At 73.7% G+C, this 15,568-nt stretch carries 15 protein-coding genes and 1 pseudogene; 9 read left to right on the forward strand and 7 right to left on the reverse strand.

Annotated elements, in window-relative coordinates; translation table 11 throughout:
* Positions 1-163: 163 nt before the first annotated feature.
* Complete coding sequence (locus ACWCPM_RS22185) at positions 164-1,090, reverse strand: DUF3027 domain-containing protein (protein ID WP_450977961.1); 927 nt, start codon at positions 1,088-1,090, stop codon at positions 164-166.
* Between the two features lie 301 nt (positions 1,091-1,391).
* Between ACWCPM_RS22185 and ACWCPM_RS22190 the strand changes: the two genes are divergently transcribed.
* The 4 genes from ACWCPM_RS22190 (at position 1,392) to ACWCPM_RS22205 (ending at position 4,916) form a co-directional block, all read left to right on the forward strand.
* Positions 1,392-2,816 (forward strand): MFS transporter, encoded by a 1,425-nt coding sequence (locus ACWCPM_RS22190; RefSeq protein ID WP_450977962.1) that lies wholly within the window; start codon positions 1,392-1,394, stop codon positions 2,814-2,816.
* Positions 2,817-2,878: 62 nt separating this feature from the next.
* The gene (locus tag ACWCPM_RS22195) at positions 2,879-3,349 is read left to right on the forward strand and encodes a DUF2771 domain-containing protein (protein ID WP_450977963.1); all 471 of its coding nucleotides are present in this window, start codon (positions 2,879-2,881) and stop codon (positions 3,347-3,349) included.
* Positions 3,319-4,077 carry a futalosine hydrolase gene (locus ACWCPM_RS22200; protein WP_450977964.1) on the forward strand — a complete coding sequence of 253 codons (759 nt, stop codon included), beginning with the start codon at positions 3,319-3,321 and terminating at the stop codon, positions 4,075-4,077. The genes ACWCPM_RS22195 and ACWCPM_RS22200 overlap by 31 nt, the downstream gene beginning before the upstream one ends.
* Complete coding sequence (locus tag ACWCPM_RS22205) at positions 4,074-4,916, forward strand: 1,4-dihydroxy-6-naphthoate synthase (protein ID WP_450977965.1); 843 nt, start codon at positions 4,074-4,076, stop codon at positions 4,914-4,916. The genes ACWCPM_RS22200 and ACWCPM_RS22205 overlap by 4 nt, the downstream gene beginning before the upstream one ends.
* A 7-nt stretch (positions 4,917-4,923) precedes the next feature.
* Here the strand turns inward: ACWCPM_RS22205 and ACWCPM_RS22210 are convergent, their stop codons facing one another.
* Complete coding sequence (locus ACWCPM_RS22210) at positions 4,924-5,307, reverse strand: cold-shock protein (protein ID WP_450977966.1); 384 nt, start codon at positions 5,305-5,307, stop codon at positions 4,924-4,926.
* A 164-nt stretch (positions 5,308-5,471) separates the two neighbouring features.
* On the opposite strand from ACWCPM_RS22210, the gene ACWCPM_RS22215 reads away from it, so the two are divergent.
* Positions 5,472-5,723: a hypothetical protein gene (locus ACWCPM_RS22215; RefSeq protein ID WP_450977967.1), complete on the forward strand. Its 252-nt coding sequence runs from the start codon at positions 5,472-5,474 to the stop codon at positions 5,721-5,723.
* Here the strand turns inward: ACWCPM_RS22215 and ACWCPM_RS22220 are convergent.
* A complete protein-coding gene (locus ACWCPM_RS22220) occupies positions 5,699-6,334 on the reverse strand; it encodes an HAD family hydrolase (protein ID WP_450977968.1) in 636 nt (211 codons plus the stop codon). The two genes, ACWCPM_RS22215 and ACWCPM_RS22220, sit on opposite strands and share 25 nt — an antisense overlap.
* 246 nt (positions 6,335-6,580) lie before the next feature.
* Positions 6,581-7,585 carry a hypothetical protein gene (locus ACWCPM_RS22225; RefSeq protein ID WP_450977969.1) on the reverse strand — a complete coding sequence of 335 codons (1,005 nt, stop codon included), beginning with the start codon at positions 7,583-7,585 and terminating at the stop codon, positions 6,581-6,583.
* A 210-nt stretch (positions 7,586-7,795) separates the two neighbouring features.
* Here ACWCPM_RS22225 and ACWCPM_RS22230 point away from each other — a divergent pair, with 210 nt between their 5' ends.
* The 3 genes from ACWCPM_RS22230 to ACWCPM_RS22240 all read left to right on the forward strand — a co-directional run bounded on the left by ACWCPM_RS22230 (position 7,796) and on the right by ACWCPM_RS22240 (position 10,997).
* The gene (locus tag ACWCPM_RS22230) at positions 7,796-10,372 is read left to right on the forward strand and encodes a helicase-associated domain-containing protein (protein WP_450977970.1); all 2,577 of its coding nucleotides are present in this window, start codon (positions 7,796-7,798) and stop codon (positions 10,370-10,372) included.
* A gap of 195 nt (positions 10,373-10,567) precedes the next feature.
* Complete coding sequence (locus ACWCPM_RS22235; protein WP_450977971.1) at positions 10,568-10,696, forward strand: hypothetical protein; 129 nt, start codon at positions 10,568-10,570, stop codon at positions 10,694-10,696.
* 82 nt (positions 10,697-10,778) lie between these two features.
* Positions 10,779-10,997, forward strand: a complete 219-nt coding sequence (locus tag ACWCPM_RS22240) for a hypothetical protein (RefSeq protein WP_450977972.1) — start codon at positions 10,779-10,781, stop codon at positions 10,995-10,997.
* On the opposite strand, the gene istB is transcribed toward ACWCPM_RS22240, so the two are convergent.
* The gene (istB, locus tag ACWCPM_RS22245; RefSeq protein ID WP_450978031.1) at positions 10,975-12,192 is read right to left on the reverse strand and encodes an IS21-like element helper ATPase IstB; all 1,218 of its coding nucleotides are present in this window, start codon (positions 12,190-12,192) and stop codon (positions 10,975-10,977) included. The two genes, ACWCPM_RS22240 and istB, sit on opposite strands and share 23 nt — an antisense overlap.
* Before the next feature lie 50 nt (positions 12,193-12,242).
* Here istB and ACWCPM_RS22250 point away from each other — a divergent pair, with 50 nt between their 5' ends.
* Positions 12,243-13,886 carry a DNA repair helicase XPB gene (locus ACWCPM_RS22250; protein WP_450977973.1) on the forward strand — a complete coding sequence of 548 codons (1,644 nt, stop codon included), beginning with the start codon at positions 12,243-12,245 and terminating at the stop codon, positions 13,884-13,886.
* A 20-nt stretch (positions 13,887-13,906) separates the two neighbouring features.
* On the opposite strand, the pseudogene ACWCPM_RS22255 reads toward ACWCPM_RS22250, so the two are convergent.
* Positions 13,907-14,998: pseudogene (locus ACWCPM_RS22255) on the reverse strand (glycosyltransferase 87 family protein); the annotation flags it as partial.
* 17 nt (positions 14,999-15,015) lie between these two features.
* Positions 15,016-15,201, reverse strand: a complete 186-nt coding sequence (locus ACWCPM_RS22260) for a hypothetical protein (RefSeq protein WP_365451729.1) — start codon at positions 15,199-15,201, stop codon at positions 15,016-15,018.
* Between the last annotated feature and the right edge of the window lie 367 nt (positions 15,202-15,568).

Consider the following 15,568-nt stretch of genomic DNA (forward strand, 5'->3'; position numbering starts at 1 on the left):
GTCGGCTGACGGCTGACGGCTGACGGCTGACGGCTGACGGCTGACGGCTGACGGCTGACGGCTGACGGCTGACGGCTGACGGCTGACGGCTGACGGCTGACGGCGACAGGGTTCCAGGGCGCGGCCCCCCAGAACCGCGATCACCGCCGAGCCGGCCGCACCCCTACGAGTGTCCCAGCTCCGCCGCCGCCTCGTCCTCGACGTCCGGCACGGACCCCGAGTCCCGCGCCGGGCGCAGCGGGAAGGGGTCGACCCGCGTCTCGTCCACCACCGGCGGCGGCGGCTGCGGCGGCTTCGGCATCACCGCGGCCTCGGAGTGCCCGCCGCACCCGTACGCCAGCGACACCACCCGGCCGTCGGCCGGGGAGAACTCGTTCGCGCAGACCCCGAAGGCCTGTCCCAGCGACCCCCCGATCGGCGCCAGGAAGCCGCACGACACGCACGCCGCGGGCGCCGCCTGCGCCATCGGCGTCTTCGGCCCGAACGAGTCCTCCCAGCGATCGGCCGCCACATGCAGGCCGTAGCGGGACAGCACCCGGGCGCGCCGCATCCCCAGTTCCTCCGCGACCGCCGCGATGGAGCCCCGGGTCGGCGCCGCCGGCAGGCTCGCCGGCGGTCCCGCGGTGACCTCCGCGTCCTCGGCCTCTACCAGTTCCGCCATGTCCTCGGAGACCGCGGAACTCGGCAGCGGCACCTCCTCGCCGGTCCAGCCCGGCTCCAGCCGCAGGTCCTCGGCGTCCGTGGGCAGCAGATCGCCCGGCCCCATGTCGCCGGGCCTCAGCCGCTCGCTCCACGGCACCCACTCGGGCGCCAGCAGCGCGTCCTCGCCGGGCAGCAGCACGACCTCGTCCAGCGTCACGACCTTCGCCCGCGACGCCCGCGCCACGGTCACGGCCCAGCGCCAGCCGCGGTACCCGAACTCCTTGCACTCGAAGAAGTGCGTGACAACGCGGTCGCCCTCGGACGACAGACCGGAGTGTTCCCCCACCACCCCGGGCGCGGCGGCCTCCTCGGCGGCGGCACGGGCCAGGTCCACGGCCTCGGCGCACAAGCGGTCGGGGGTGCGGCTTCGCGTTGTCGCTGCGCTCACAGGTATCGCTTCTCTCCTACGCCGTCGCTCGGTGCGCCTGCCTGAAGGCGACGGGTCGGACGGAGCGGACCTGGGGACCGCGTCGACGTCCGCGCCCTGTCGCGCTCGGGCGCACCTGTGTCATCCATTCTGCGGGATGGCCGAGAGGCGCGCGGCCGAGAACGTTCGCCACGGCGCGCTACGCACGCTACCCCTTCACCGCCCCTGGGCCTACACCGACGGGACATGATCGTCACTAAGTGCGCGTCCATACGCGCCGGAACCGCACTACTGATGCCTGTCTCAGGGCACTATGAACGTCGTGGCAACCGCAAGGCCGCACCAAGGCACCGCCGTGACCGGCGGGGCCGAGGCGCACCACCGAAGCGGCGGAACGGGCCGTAGGAACGGCCGGCTCCGCTCGTTCACCCGTGCTCTGCACTTCCCGGTGACCGGCACCGCCCGCGGCATCCGCAAGGCCACGCACGCGCACGGCGCCGGCGAGTCCGGCCTCGGCAAGCTGATCGAACTGCACGCCGTGAACGGCGCGGGCGACGTGATGATCACGGTCGCCCTCGCCTCCACCGTCTTCTTCTCGGTCCCGACCGACGAGGCGCGCGGCCGGGTCGCGCTGTACCTGGCGATCACGATGGCGCCGTTCACCGTCCTCGCCCCCGTGATCGGTCCGCTGCTCGACCGGGTCCCGCACGGCCGGCGCGCGGCGATGGCGGGCGCGATGCTGGCGCGGGCGCTGCTCGCGCTGGTGCTGTCCGGCGCGGTGATCACCGGCGGGATCGAGCTGTACCCGGCGGCGCTCGGCGTGCTGGTGGCCTCGAAGGCGTACGGCGTGGTCAGAAGCGCGGTCGTGCCCCGGCTGCTGCCGCCCCGGTTCTCCCTCGTGAAGGCCAATTCCCGGGTCACCCTCGGCGGCCTGCTCGCCACCGGCGTGGCCGCGCCGGTCGCGGCGGGGCTCCAGGTTCTCGGTCCGCGCTGGCCGCTCTACGGCGCCTTCGTGATCTTCGTCGCCGGGACGGCCCTCTCCTTCACCCTGCCGCACAAGGTCGACTCGGCGAAGGGCGAGGACACGGCGCTGCTCGCGGCGGACGAGGCGCATCTGCACGGCCCCCACCGCGAACCGGTCAAGCGGCCCGGGCTGCGCACGGTCGGCATCGCGGTCACGCACGCCCTGGGCGTCAACGCGGCGATCCGCTGTCTGGCCGGGTTCCTGATCTTCTTCCTGGCGTTCCTGCTCCGTGAGCATCCGCTGGCCGGGCAGAGCGCCGCGGTCTCGCTGGGCATGGTGGCCGTCGCCGCGGGGGTGGGCAACGCGCTCGGCACGGCGGTCGGGGCGTGGCTGAAGTCCCGGGCGCCGGAGCTGATCATCGTGACCGTCGTCGCGGTCGAGCTCGCGGTCGCCGTCGTCGCGGCGCTGTTCTTCAGCGCGTTCCTGGTGGCGTGCCTGGCGGCGGTGGCCGGGTTCGCACAGGCGCTGGCCAAGCTGTCGCTGGACGCGCTGATCCAGCGGGACGTACCGGAACCGGTGCGGACCTCGGCGTTCGCCCGCTCGGAGACGCTGCTCCAGATGTCCTGGGTGCTGGGCGGCGCGATCGGCATCGCCCTGCCGCTGAACGGCACCCTCGGCATGTCGGTGGCCGCCGTCGTGCTCGCCGCCGGCTGGCTGACCACGGTCCGCGGACTGCTCAGCTCCGCACGCCAGGGCGGACGCACCCGCCCGCGAGTGGCCTAACCCTCGGCACGCCCCGCACCCCGCATGGGGAGGCGGCCGGGCCTGCCCGATAGCCTGCCCCCATGACCATGCAATCCGCTGTGCGACGCCGCCGCGCCGTCGCCGCCGCCGGCGCCGTTTCCGCCGGACTGCTCGTCCTTTCGGCATGTGAGAAGCCGTCGCCCATGGCCACTGTCACCGCCGGTACCGACTCGGTCAGCTCCGAGGCGTCCTGCTACTCCGCCGGCGCCCCGCTGAAGCCCGCCGAGCTGGCCCCGTGCCTGAAGGACACCGACATCAAGACGATCTCGGTCAATCCCGATGAGGACGTCCGCTTCGGGGTCGAGCCGGAGATCGCCGAGAAGGGCTGGACGATCCTGCTGAACGGCCAGCCGATCACCGAGTCGCGGAAGACGACCTACTACAGCATCCCGGGCAGCGTGTTCTTCAACGCCCAGTACGGCGCTCAGGGCAACTCCACGCTGGTCTCCATCGCGGAGGGCGATCAGGACATCAACGGCCTGTGGTCCTTCAAGCTGAAGAAGGACGCCTGACCACGTCGGCCGTCCGCATCCTCGTGGCCACCGCGGTCCCCGCCGAACGGGACGCGGTGGCACGGGCGTTCCCGGGCCCTGCCACTGAGGTCCCCCTCCCTGGCGCCGGGGACACCCCGGAGGGACTGCGCCGCCTCGCGGCCGGACCCGACCTGCTCGTCGCCGGCGTGGGTCCCGCCCTGGCCGCCGCCCGCACCGCGACGGCCCTCACCGCCGCCGCCCTGCACGGCGAGCCCTACGCCCTGGTCGTCTCGGCAGGCATCGCCGGCGGTTTCGCACCCGAGGCGCCGGTCGGCTCACTGGTCCTCGCCGACGAGATCACCGCCGCCGACCTGGGCGCCGAGACCGCGGAAGGCTTCCTCCCGGTCACCGACCTGGGCTTCGGCACCGTCACCCACCGTCCGCCGCCCGCGCTCGTGCGGGACGCCGCGAACGCGACCGGAGCCCGCGCGGGCGCGGTCCTCACCGTCTCCACCGTGACCGGCAGCGCCGCCCGCGCCGCCGACCTCCGCGAGCACCACCCCCGCGCCCTCGCCGAGGCCATGGAGGGCTTCGGGGTCGCCGAGGCCGCCGCCGCGCACGACACGCCCGTCCTGGAGCTGCGCGCGATCTCCAACCCGGTGGGCCCGCGCGACCGCGGCGCCTGGCGCATCGGCGAGGCGCTCGCCGCACTCACGGACGGCTTCGGGAAGCTCGCCCCCGTACTGGAGAGTTGGAAACCGGCATGAGCCGACTGCAGATCGCGTACTCCCCCTGCCCCAACGACACCTTCGTCTTCGACGCCCTCGCCCACGGCCGGGTCCCCGGCGCGCCCGCGCTCGACGTGACCTTCGCGGACATCGACGTCACCAACGGCATGGCCGAGCGCGGCGAATCGGACGTGCTGAAGGTGTCGTACGCCGTGCTGCCGTACGTCCTCGACACCTACACGCTGCTGCCGTGCGGCGGCGCGCTGGGCCGGGGCTGCGGGCCGCTGGTGCTGACCCGGGAGCCGGGTACCGACCTCACCGGCCGTACCGTCGCGGTGCCGAGCGAGCGGTCGACGGCTTACATGCTGTTCCGGCTGTGGGCCGCCGACACGCTGCCCGGCGGGGTAGGCGAGATCGTGGTCATGCCGTTCCACGAGATCATGCCGGCGGTGCGGGACGGGAAGGTCGACGCGGGCCTGGTGATCCACGAGGCGCGCTTCACGTACCAGAACTACGGCCTGCACAAGCTCGCCGACATGGGCGAGCACTGGGAGGACACCACCGGGCTGCCCATCCCGCTCGGTGCGATCATCGCCAAGCGGTCGCTGGGGGCCGACGCGCTGACACGGCTCGCCGACGCCGTCCGTACGTCCGTGCAGTTGGCCTGGGAGAACCCCGAGGCGTCCCGGCCCTACGTCATGGCGCACGCCCAGGAGATGGACCCGGCAGTGGCCGACCAGCACATCGGGCTCTACGTCAACGAATTCACCGCGGATCTCGGTGAGGACGGCTATGCGGCCGTACGCGGTCTGCTCACACGTGCGGCGGCCGAGGGGCTGGTTCCGCCCCTCGGGCCGGACGCGCTGGATTTCCCGTGACGGGCTTTCAGACGTCGAGTTGGTCGGCGACCGCGCGCAGGAGACCGGCGATCTGCTTGCCGGAGGTCTTCTCGGGGTAACGGCCCTTTTCGAGCGTCGGCGTGATGTTCTCCAGGAGCGTGGTCAGATCCTGGACGATGGAGGCGAGTTCGTCCGGCTTCTTGCGCTGGGCGGCCGCGACCGACGGGGTCGGGTCCAGGATCGTGACCGACAGGGCCTGGTCGCCGCGCTGCCCGGCGACGACCCCGAACTCCACGCGCTGGCCCGGCTTGAGCGTCTCGACTCCGGCGGGGAGGACCGAGGAATGGACGAAGACGTCACCGCCGTCGTCACGGGAGAGAAAGCCGAAGCCCTTCTCGCTGTTGAACCACTTGACCTTGCCGGTAGGCACGTCTGTCCTCGTCCTCGTACTCGTCGGAAAACTGCTTCTGAAACGGCTCTTGATAGCACTTGGGCGGGTCGTCCATGACCCGCCGGTACCAAGGCTAATGGTCTTCAGGCCGGTGACAAGACGTCGCCCGGTTGTTCCTTCGCGCTGGGAACTACCCTGGTCCGGTGCGTGACAAAACCCAACCGAATTCCGCCGGGCCCGGTGACGGACTGATCCGTGCCGGTGCCGTCGTCTTCCTCGTCGGAGCCGTGGCCACTCTGGTCACAGTGGCTCCACTGTTCCTCGGTACGACGCCTTTTCCTACGTACATGTTCGGATTGAGCATGCTCATGGGGGCCGGTTTCCTCATCGCCGGAGCGGGGCTGCTCCGGGCGATCGCGGCGGGCCGGCGTCAGGCGCGCGGCGCGTCGAGATAGGCCGAAAGCCAGTCCGGGAACTCTCCGAGGCCGGTGAGGACGGCGTCGGCGCCCGCCAGCCGCAGCTCCTCGGCGTCGCACGGGCCGGTCGCCACCGTCACCGACAGCGCGTCGGCGGCGCGGGCTCCGCGCACGTCACCGGTGTGGTCGCCGACGTAGACGTCCGCGCGATGCTCGCGCAGCGCCGCCGCCTTCGCCTCCGCCCACAGGTCGCCGACCACCGCGTCGGGCACGATGCCGAGGTGGGCGAGGTGCAGCTTGGCGTTGGGCTCGTACTTGGCGGTGACCACGACCGCGCGCCCACCGGCCGCTCGTACCGCCGCCACCGCCTCGTGCGCGCCGGGCATGGCCGGGGTCGCGGCGATGGCGATGTCCGGGTACATCGACCGGTAGACGTCGGCGATCGCGGCGACCTCGTCCTCCGGGAACCAGTACCGCAGCTCCTCCTCCAGCGGCGGCCCCAGCCGGGTGATCGCGGCATCGGCGTCGATGAACGTCCCCGTCCGCGCGGCCAGCGCCGTGTAGCAGGCGTGGATGCCGGGTCGGGAGTCGATGAGCGTCATGTCGAGATCGAAACCGACGGTGAGCGGGCGCGAGGTCATGTCCGTCATTGTGCCGAGCGAACCCACGGCGAGATGAACGGGGTGTGAGGGCGACTCCCCGAAGGCGGCGCGGTGAATCGCGCGATCAACCCCCACGACGGAACCCACCACCCACCCCCCAGGGGCGCGGGGAACTGCGCGACCAGCCCCCACCGAGCCGCACCCACCCCACAACAGAACCCACCCTTCAGGGGCGCGGGGAACTGCGCGACCAACCCCCACCACGGCCGCACCCACCCCACGACCTCCCCCACCTCACCCCTTCCGCTGCGACCGCCACACCAAAAACAGCGCCGACACCACGGCCGCACCCCGCACCACCCAGGGCCAGGTCTCGGAGAGCGCGGCGTTCATGTGGCCGTCGGCGATCGGGGCGCCCCAGCGGCCGTCGAGCCTGCCCCACAGCCAGACGAACCCGGCGACGACCGCGGTGCCGGGCAGGATCACCACCGCCCACTTGATCTCCCATCCGGCCAGCCGGCGGGAGGCGTACGCGATGAGCCAGCCGACGGCGAGCGGGAGCAGGTTGCCGAGCACGGCACCGACGACGAGGAGGGCGGCGGCAAGCAGCAGGAGGGGGTTGTTCCACCGGCCGGGCGACGGCAGGAACCGGCGCCGCGCGACGGCCCCGCCGCCGTCGGGCTCCACCCCGGCCGCCACCGCCTCGCCGGCCGCCGGCCCAGGCCCCGGCTCCGGCTCCGGCTCCGGCGCGGTGTCCTGGTCCTTCTCCGGCGGCCTGAACAGCTCCGGGATCTCCACGCCCCCGGTGAACCCGGGCACGCTGTCACCGACGCCGAAGGGGCCGCTGTCGACGCGCCACCAGTCGGGCTGGTCCGCACCGTCCCCGAGCTCGTCCTCGCCGGCGCGGTGCGGCGGGGCGGGAGCGTCTGCGGCCGGAGGCGGCGGGGTCCGCCGCTCGGCGGGCCGGGGCCGGGGCACGACCCGGCGCAGCCCCTTGCCCTTCGCCCCGGGCCCGTCCTCCCGCGGCACGGGCACGGCGGCGGCCGCCGCCGTGCCCACCGTGCCGCTCCCGCCGCTCCCGGCGGCGTCGACCACGTCGTCCGGGCTGCCGAGGCGGGACAGGATCCGCCGGACGGCGGCGGGGCTGTCGACGACGGCCCCGGCCCGGCGCCGGCCGATCTCGTCGCGCAACTGGGAGACCAGGCGCATCCGGGTGGCGGAGGGCAGCTGCCGCTGGTGGGCCACGTCGCCGACGCGGCTCAGATACTCGTAGACGACCTTGTCGCTCTCGATCCCCACGCTGTCCCCTCCGGGGCGGTGTGCCGGTTTCCCCGTGGCGCACGACGTTAGCGCAGGGCGGCACACCCGACGCCCCGTCAGGCCGGTCCGCCCGCAGCCGGGTTCGCGTCCACGGAAGCCGCGGCCGTACCGGCGACAGGCACGGTGGCGCACCGTCCGGGGCGCGGGCGGTCGGCCCCCGCGGACCACCGACCCGCTACCGTGGGCCGGATGAGCACCGAGGAGAAGCCGGCGGCCCCGCGTTCCCTCGCGGAGGCGCTGCGCGCGCGGGACGACGCCTCGCTGTCCGCGCTCCTGCGCGGCCGGCCCGATCTCATCACGCCCGTCCCCACCGACCTCACCCAGCTCGCCACCCGCGCCGGCACCCGCGCCTCGGTGGTCCGCGCCCTGGAGCGGCTGGACCGCTTCGCGCTCCAGACGGCCGAGGCGCTGGCCGTGGCGGCCGACCCCGCGACCCGCACGGAACTGCTCGGGCTCATGGCCGGCGACGACGGCGACCCGCTCGTGACCGCCGCCCTGCCGCGCGGCCTCGGCGCCCTGCGCGAGCAGGCCCTGGTGTGGGGCCCCGACGACCGGCTGCGCCTCGTGCGCACGGCGCGTGAGCTGCTCGCCCCGACACCGCAGCACCCGTCCCCGACCGGGCTGGGCCCGACCGTCCAGGAGGCGACGGCCGGTATGTCGCCGGGCCGGATCCAGGACCTCGTCACGGCCGCCGGGCTGCCCTCCACCCACGACGCCGTCTCCGCGTCGACCGCGCTCACCGCGCTGTTCACCGACCGCACCCGGATGTCCGCGCTCCTGGACGAGGCCCCCGCCGACTCGGTGGAGGTGCTGGCACGGCTCGTGTGGGGCCCGCCGTACGGGCAGGTCACCGCCGACCCCGCGCCGCGGCTGCGCTGGCTGCTGGACCGCGGGCTGCTCCTGCCGACGGCACCCGGCACGGTCGTGCTCCCCCGCGAGGTCGCCCTGCATCTGCGGGCCGGCCGGGCGCACCGCGCGCCGGAGCCGGTGGCGCCGCCCGTGGAGGCGGCGGCCGCACACCGTCCGCAGGTGGTGGACGCCACGGCGGCCGGGCAGGCGTACACCGCACTGGCGACGGTCGAGGAACTGCTGAAGGACTGGGACGAGGGCGGCCCTGCGGTGCTGCGGGCGGGCGGTCTCAGCGTCCGTGACCTGAAGCGGACCGCCGTCGCGCTCGACGTGTCCGAACCGGTCGCGGCGTTCTGGGTCGAGCTGGCCTACGCGACGGGCCTGATCGCCTCCGACGGCGAGGCCGACGAGCGGTACGCGGCGACCCCGGCCTACGACGAGTGGCTGGAACGGCCCGCGCCCGAGCGCTGGGCCCGGCTGGCGGAGACCTGGCTGACGGCGACGCGGACGGCCGGGGTGGTGGGCGGCCGGGACGCCAAGGACCGGGCGCTGGCCACCCTGGGCCCGGGCCTGGACCGGTCGGCCGCTCCGGAGGTGCGGCACCGGGTGCTGGGCCTGCTGGCCGAGCTGCCGGAGGGCGCGGCCCCGTCGGGTGAGTCGGTGCTGGCGCGGCTGCGCTGGGAGCGGCCGCTGCGGCGGGACCCGCGGCGCGACGCCCCGCGCGACCCGCAGGGTGCTCCGCGACGGGACTTCGGCCCCGACGCCGAACTGCGGGTGCGGCTCGCCCGGTGGGCGCTCGAGGAGGCCGAGTTGCTCGGCGTCACCGGGCGCGGGGCGCTCTCCGCGCACGGGCGCGCGTTGCTGGGGGCCCACGCGCCCGTGCACGCGCCCGACGACGAGCCCGTGGGCCCCGGCGACAAGCTCCCCGTGCACCACCGCCCCGCCCCGCCCCTCGAACCCCTCAACCCGGCCGAGCAGTCCGTCGCCTCCGCGACGGCCGCCCGGCTGCTCGCCCCGCTGCTCCCGGAGCCGCTGGACCATGTGCTGCTCCAGGCCGATCTGACGGCGGTGGCGCCGGGCCCGCTCCAGCGGCACCTCGCCGACACGCTGGACGTGCTCGCCGACGTGGAGTCCAAGGGCGGCGCGACCGTCTACCGCTTCACGCCCGCCTCCGTACGCCGCGCCCTGGACGCCGGCCGCGCCGCCTCCGACCTGCACGCCTTCCTCACCGAGCACTCCCGTACGCCGGTGCCGCAGCCGCTGGCCTACCTGATCGACGACGTGGCCCGCAGACACGGGCACCTGCGGGTGGGCGCCGCCTCCGCGTACGTGCGCTGCGACGACGCCGCGCTGCTGGGCGAGATCCTCGCCGACAAGCGGTCCGCGGGACTGCGGCTGCGCCGCCTCGCGCCGACCGTGCTGGCCGCGCAGGCCGACCCGGCGGCCCTGCTGGAGGGGTTGCGGGTGATGGGCTTCGCGCCCGCCGCGGAGTCCGCCGAGGGCGATGTGCTGATCACGCGCGCGCACTCCCGCCGCACCCCGCCGCGCACCCCGCCCGAGCCGGTGCCGGAGGGCCCGCCCACGCCGGACGGGACGCTCCTCGCCGCCGCGATCCGCGCGATCCGGGCGGGCGATCTGGCCTCGACGACCCCGCGGAAGTCCCCGGAGCCCGCGCAGGGCGGGGGCCTGCCGCGCACCGGCTCCGCCGAGACCCTCGCCACCATGCAGGCCGCCGTCCTGACCGGCCAGACCCTGTGGATCGGGTACGTCAACGCCGAGGGCGCCGCCAGTCAGCGGGTGATCGCGCCGGTGCGGGTGGAGGGCGGCTTCGTGACGGCGTACGACCACACCGCGGACGAGGTCCGCACCTATCCGCTGCACCGGATCACGGGCGTGGCGGAGCTGGCCGACGAGTAGCCGGCCGCCCGCTCACCCCTACGGGCGTACACCGCGATCCATGCACGCCACGCCGGACACTTCCCACCCATGAGGGAGCTTGGGGAGCGTCCCGCATCCCCGTGGCGTGGGCCGGGCAGCCACCGGGAGTCCTGATCAAGCCCGAGCCGACCCGCGCAAGGGACTCGGGCGAGCACATCCGAAAGGAATCCCCCCATGCGAGCTGCCCGTCGTGTCGCCGCCGTGCTGACCACCACCGCCGTGATCCTCGGCGCCCTCACCACCCAGGCCGCGGCCATCGCGATCGACGTCGCCGGACTGGTCCTGGAGACACCGCAGATCTGACGGCCCCGCGGTCCCTCGGGCCGGTCCCCGCGTCCCGGGTCCGGCCCGCCCCGAACACCCCCTGAAAGGCCCTCACGCCCCCATGCGCTCCAAGCTTCCCGACCGCGCCCACTCCGCCATCGCCGTCTCCGCCGCCGCGCTGATGACCGCGGCCGCCCTCGTCGTCGCGCTCGCGCCCGAGGCGTCGGCGGCGCCGCTCCCCCTGCCGATCGCTCAGCCGGGTGAGCCCCTGGTCAACATCGACGGGCACGTCTTCGCCCAGCCGCTGGTCAACAACCTCACCCTGCCCATTCCGAGGTAGCCCGGCGCATGCGGTAGCTGTCCCCCTCGAGACGGACGATCTCCGCGTGGTGGGCCAGCCGGTCCACCATCGCCGAGGCGGCGCTGCCGTCGAACACCTCGTCCCACCGCGTCGGCGGGCGGTCACCGGTCACGACCAGTGAACCGCGCTCGTAGCGGTGCGCGACCAGCCGGAAGAAGAGCTGCGAGGTGTCCGCGTCGAACGGCAGATAGCCGACCTCGTCGACGATCAGCAGGCCGTAGACGTCGAGGCGGCGCAGCTCCTCGGTGAGCCGGCCGTCGGCCTGCGCCCTCGTCAGCCGCGCCGCCCACTCGCCCGCGGTCGCGAACAGCACCCGGTGGCCCGCCTGGCAGGCACGCACCCCGAGGCCCACGGCCAGATGCGTCTTGCCGGTGCCGGGCGGCCCGGTGAAGACGACGTTGCGGCGGGCGGTGACGAAGTCCAGCTTGCCGAGCCGGGCCACGGCCTCGCGGTCGAAGGAGCGCGGATGCTCGGCGTCGAAGTCCTCCAGCAGCTTGCGGACGGGGAAACCGGCGGCCCGCAGCCGCTCCTCGGCGCTCGGCGCCTCCTCTCGCTGGGCCGGGATGACGACCTTCCCGGCCGGGCCCTCGTCGGCCTCCCGTCGCTGCGGGGGCTGGTGGGAGTGGTGAGCGCGCTCGGCCTGCGCCGCCATCGGTCCCGACATATAGGCCAGGATCGCGGCCGACAGAATGAACGCCATGTGGATCACGGTGCCCCACAGCAGGGAGTGGCGCGGCGTGTGGTGCACATCCACGAACATCTGGAGCAGATGCACCGAGGAGATGCCGACGATGGCGGTGGCCAGCTTCACCTTCAGCACGTTGGAGTTCACGTGCGAGAGCCATTCCGGCTGGTCGCGATGGCCCTGGAGCCCGATGCGCGAGACGAACGTCTCGTAGCCCCCGACGATCACCATGATCAGCAGATTGGCGATCATGACGACGTCGACGAGCTTGAGCACGGCGAGCATGACGTAGGTCTCTGTCGCCTGCCCGGTCACGCACCGGAGGATTAAGGCCCAGAGTTCGTTGAAGAATTTGTAGACGTACACCCCCTGGGCGGCCACGAGGCCGAAGTACAGCGGAGCCTGCAGCCAGCGCGTGGCGAACAGCGCGTAGCCGAGCGTGGTGGACGGCGGGGACGGGGCACTGCTGATGTCCTGCACGCCCTGCACAACGATCAGGCACACTGGACGTTTGGCCCGCGCGGAAGGAATGTGAGTACGTGAACGGTCCTCTCATCGTCCAGTCGGACAAGACGCTCCTGCTGGAGGTCGACCACGAGCGCGCCGACGACTGCCGTCGTGTGATCGCGCCGTTCGCGGAGCTGGAGCGCGCGCCGGAGCACATCCACACCTACCGCGTGACCCCGCTCGGACTGTGGAACGCGCGGGCCGCGGGCCACGACGCCGAGCAGGTGGTGGACGCGCTGGTGGAGTACAGCCGCTACCCGGTGCCGCACGCGCTGCTCGTGGACATCGCCGAGACGATGGACCGCTACGGGCGGCTGACGCTCAGCAAGCACCCGGCGCACGGGCTGGTGCTCTCCAGCACCGACCGGCCGGTGCTGGAGGAGGTGCTGCGCTCCAAGCGGATCGCGCCGCTGGTCGGCGCCCGTATCGACCCGGACACCGTGGCCGTGCACCCCTCCGAGCGCGGACAGATCAAGCAGGTGCTGCTGAAGCTGGGCTGGCCGGCCGAGGACCTCGCGGGGTACGTCGACGGCGAGGCGCACCCGATCGAGCTGGCCGAGGACGGCTGGGCGCTGCGGCCGTACCAGAAGCAGGCCGTGGAGAACTTCTGGCACGGCGGGTCCGGGGTCGTCGTGCTGCCCTGCGGCGCCGGCAAGACCCTGGTGGGCGCCGGGTCCATGGCGCAGGCGAAGTCCACGACGCTCATCCTCGTGACCAACACCGTCTCGGCCCGGCAGTGGAAGCACGAGCTGGTGAAGCGGACCTCGCTGACGGAGGAGGAGATCGGCGAGTACAGCGGGACGAAGAAGGAGATCCGGCCCGTCACCATCGCCACCTACCAGGTGCTGACGACCAGACGGAAGGGCGTCTACCCCCACCTGGAGCTGTTCGACTCCCGTGACTGGGGACTCATCGTCTACGACGAGGTGCACCTGCTGCCCGCGCCGGTCTTCAAGTTCACGGCGGACCTCCAGGCCCGGCGGCGGCTGGGGCTGACGGCGACGCTGGTGCGCGAGGACGGCCGGGAGTCGGACGTGTTCTCGCTGATCGGGCCGAAGCGGTTCGACGCGCCGTGGAAGGAGATCGAGGCGCAGGGCTACATCGCGCCCGCGGACTGCGTGGAGGTCCGGGTCAACCTCACGGACTCCGAGCGGCTCGCGTACGCGACGGCGGAGCCCGAGGAGAAGTACCGCTTCTGCTCGACGACCGCGACCAAGCGCAAGGTGACGGAGGCGATCGTGCGCCGGTTCGCCGGGCAGCAGATCCTCGTCATCGGGCAGTACATCGACCAGCTCGACGAGCTGGGCGAGCATCTCGACGCACCGGTGATCAAGGGCGAGACGTCCAACGCCCAGCGCGAGAAGCTCTTCGACGCCTTCCGGCAGGGCGAGATCAGCGTCCTGGTGGTCTCCAAGGTCGCCAACTTCTCGATCGACCTGCCGGAGGCGACCGTCGCCATCCAGGTGTCCGGGACCTTCGGCTCGCGGCAGGAGGAGGCCCAGCGGCTGGGTCGCGTGCTGCGCCCGAAGGCCGACGGCCACCAGGCGCACTTCTACTCGGTCGTCGCCCGCGACACGATCGACCAGGACTTCGCGGCCCACCGCCAGCGGTTCCTGGCCGAGCAGGGGTACGCGTACCGGATCATGGACGCCGACGAGCTGCTCGCCGGGAGCTGACGCCCCAGCAGCGTGCGCAGGGCCGCGGCGGTCAGCGCCGCCAGGCCCAGCAGCGGATAGGGCGAGGCCAGCGGCTGCTGCCACCAGGGGAGCTGGAGGTCCAGGTCACCCTGGTGCGGTACGAGCCACATGGTGCGCGCCGTGAAGAGGAAGGCCACGGCGAGCGCCAGACGGCCGCGGCCGTCCGCCAGCAGTACGGCGATGACGGGGACGCACCAGACCCAGTGGTGGGACCAGCTGATCGGTGAGACCAGCAGCGCGGTGACGGCCGTCAGCAGCAGGGCGTGGCGGTCGTCCGGCGTGCGGTGGACCAGCCACAGGGCGGCGCCCGCGACGAGCAGCGCGGGCGCCAGCCAGGCGGAGCCCGGCGCCGGGTCGCCCAGGGCGCGGGCGAACAGGCCCTGGAGCGACTGGTTGTCGACGATCCAGGACTTGCCCACCCGGTGGGTCTCGTAGAGGCGGCGCAGCCAGAAGTCCGCACTCGCGGCGGGCAGCACCAGCGCGCCGAGGGCCATGGTCGCCGCGAGGGCGGCCGTCGCGGCGGCGGCCTCCCGGGGGCGCCCGCGCAGCAGCAGATACACGATGAAGACGGCCGGTGTCAGCTTGATGCCGGCCGCGATGCCCACGGCCACGCCCCTGCCGCGGGCGCCGGGCGGGCGGGTGAGGTCCCACAGGACCAGACAGGCGAGGGCGAGGTTGATCTGGCCGTAGAGCAGGGTCTGGAAGACCGGCTCCAGCCAGAGGGCGAGCGCGGTGAGCGCGCAGAGGGCGGGAAGGCGCGGCGGGCGGCCGGCCAGCCGCGCGGAGAGGTGCACCAGGCAGGCGGTGAGCAGCAGGTTGGCCCCGAGGAAGGCGGCCTTCAGGGCCGCGACGGGGATCCAGGCGGCGGGGGTGAACAGGAGTGCGGCGAAGGGGGGATAGGTGGCGGGCAGGCGCCATCGGGTGACGGTGAAGCCGTAGAGGTCATGGCCGTGCAGGACGGCCGCGCCCTCGGCCCGGTACACCAGGGCGTCGGCCATGGCCGGGCGGTGCACGACGCACAGGACGGCGAAGGCCGCCACGGAGACGGCCAGGAGTGTCACGGGCGCTGCCGAGCGTGGTCGTCTCGTCACGTCGTGACACTAGACGCTCACTTGCGGCGGACGCCCGCCTCCTCGCCGTACTCGCCGAGGATGACCACATCGAACGCGGCGCCCGCGAACACCCGCACGGCGCGCAGGGCTTCGCCGAGGCGGTGACGGTGGCTGCCGGTGAGGGCGGTGGCGCCGGAGGGCCGGTGCGGGGCGGGGGCCGGGGTGAAAGTCGCTGCACTCATGTGTCCATGGTGGATTTCGCACCGTTGGGGCGGCATCGGTCTCGGGACCGAACCTTGACGGCCCCGGGGTAGCCCCTGAGAGGGAGTGGTGGACCCGAGGGGGGAGGACCCGGGGGAACGCGTCCCCTAAGGGCCGTCGGGGGTGCGCCGGCCCGCTGGCGGTGCGGGGCGGCGCGGACGACGGGCGGGGCGGCGCGGACGGCCGGCGGAAATTCGTTGGCCCGCCGTCGGCCGCTCACCTAGAATCTCCGCTCTTGCCCGCCTCCCTCGGGGAGTGCCGCCACCCGGCCGGAAACCGGGGGCATCCCGCATCGCACCCCTGGCTCCCCATAGCTCCCCCAGTTCCCCGGAGGCACCGCCGTGTCCA

It is taken from the genome of Streptomyces sp. NPDC002309, assembly GCF_053593375.1.

What these genes read in the sequence shown, in the direction of transcription:
- ACWCPM_RS22235 (WP_450977971.1), top strand. Translation starts at nt 10,568, where the DNA reads ATGCGAGCTGCCCGTCGTGTCGCCGCCGTGCTGACCACCACCGCCGTG.
- ACWCPM_RS22195 (WP_450977963.1), top strand. Translation starts at nt 2,879, where the DNA reads ATGACCATGCAATCCGCTGTGCGACGCCGCCGCGCCGTCGCCGCCGCC.
- ACWCPM_RS22230 (WP_450977970.1), top strand. Translation starts at nt 7,796, where the DNA reads ATGAGCACCGAGGAGAAGCCGGCGGCCCCGCGTTCCCTCGCGGAGGCG.
- ACWCPM_RS22260 (WP_365451729.1), bottom strand. Translation starts at nt 15,201, where the DNA reads ATGAGTGCAGCGACTTTCACCCCGGCCCCCGCCCCGCACCGGCCCTCC.
- ACWCPM_RS22205 (WP_450977965.1), top strand. Translation starts at nt 4,074, where the DNA reads ATGAGCCGACTGCAGATCGCGTACTCCCCCTGCCCCAACGACACCTTC.
- ACWCPM_RS22240 (WP_450977972.1), top strand. Translation starts at nt 10,779, where the DNA reads ATGCGCTCCAAGCTTCCCGACCGCGCCCACTCCGCCATCGCCGTCTCC.
- ACWCPM_RS22220 (WP_450977968.1), bottom strand. Translation starts at nt 6,334, where the DNA reads ATGACGGACATGACCTCGCGCCCGCTCACCGTCGGTTTCGATCTCGAC.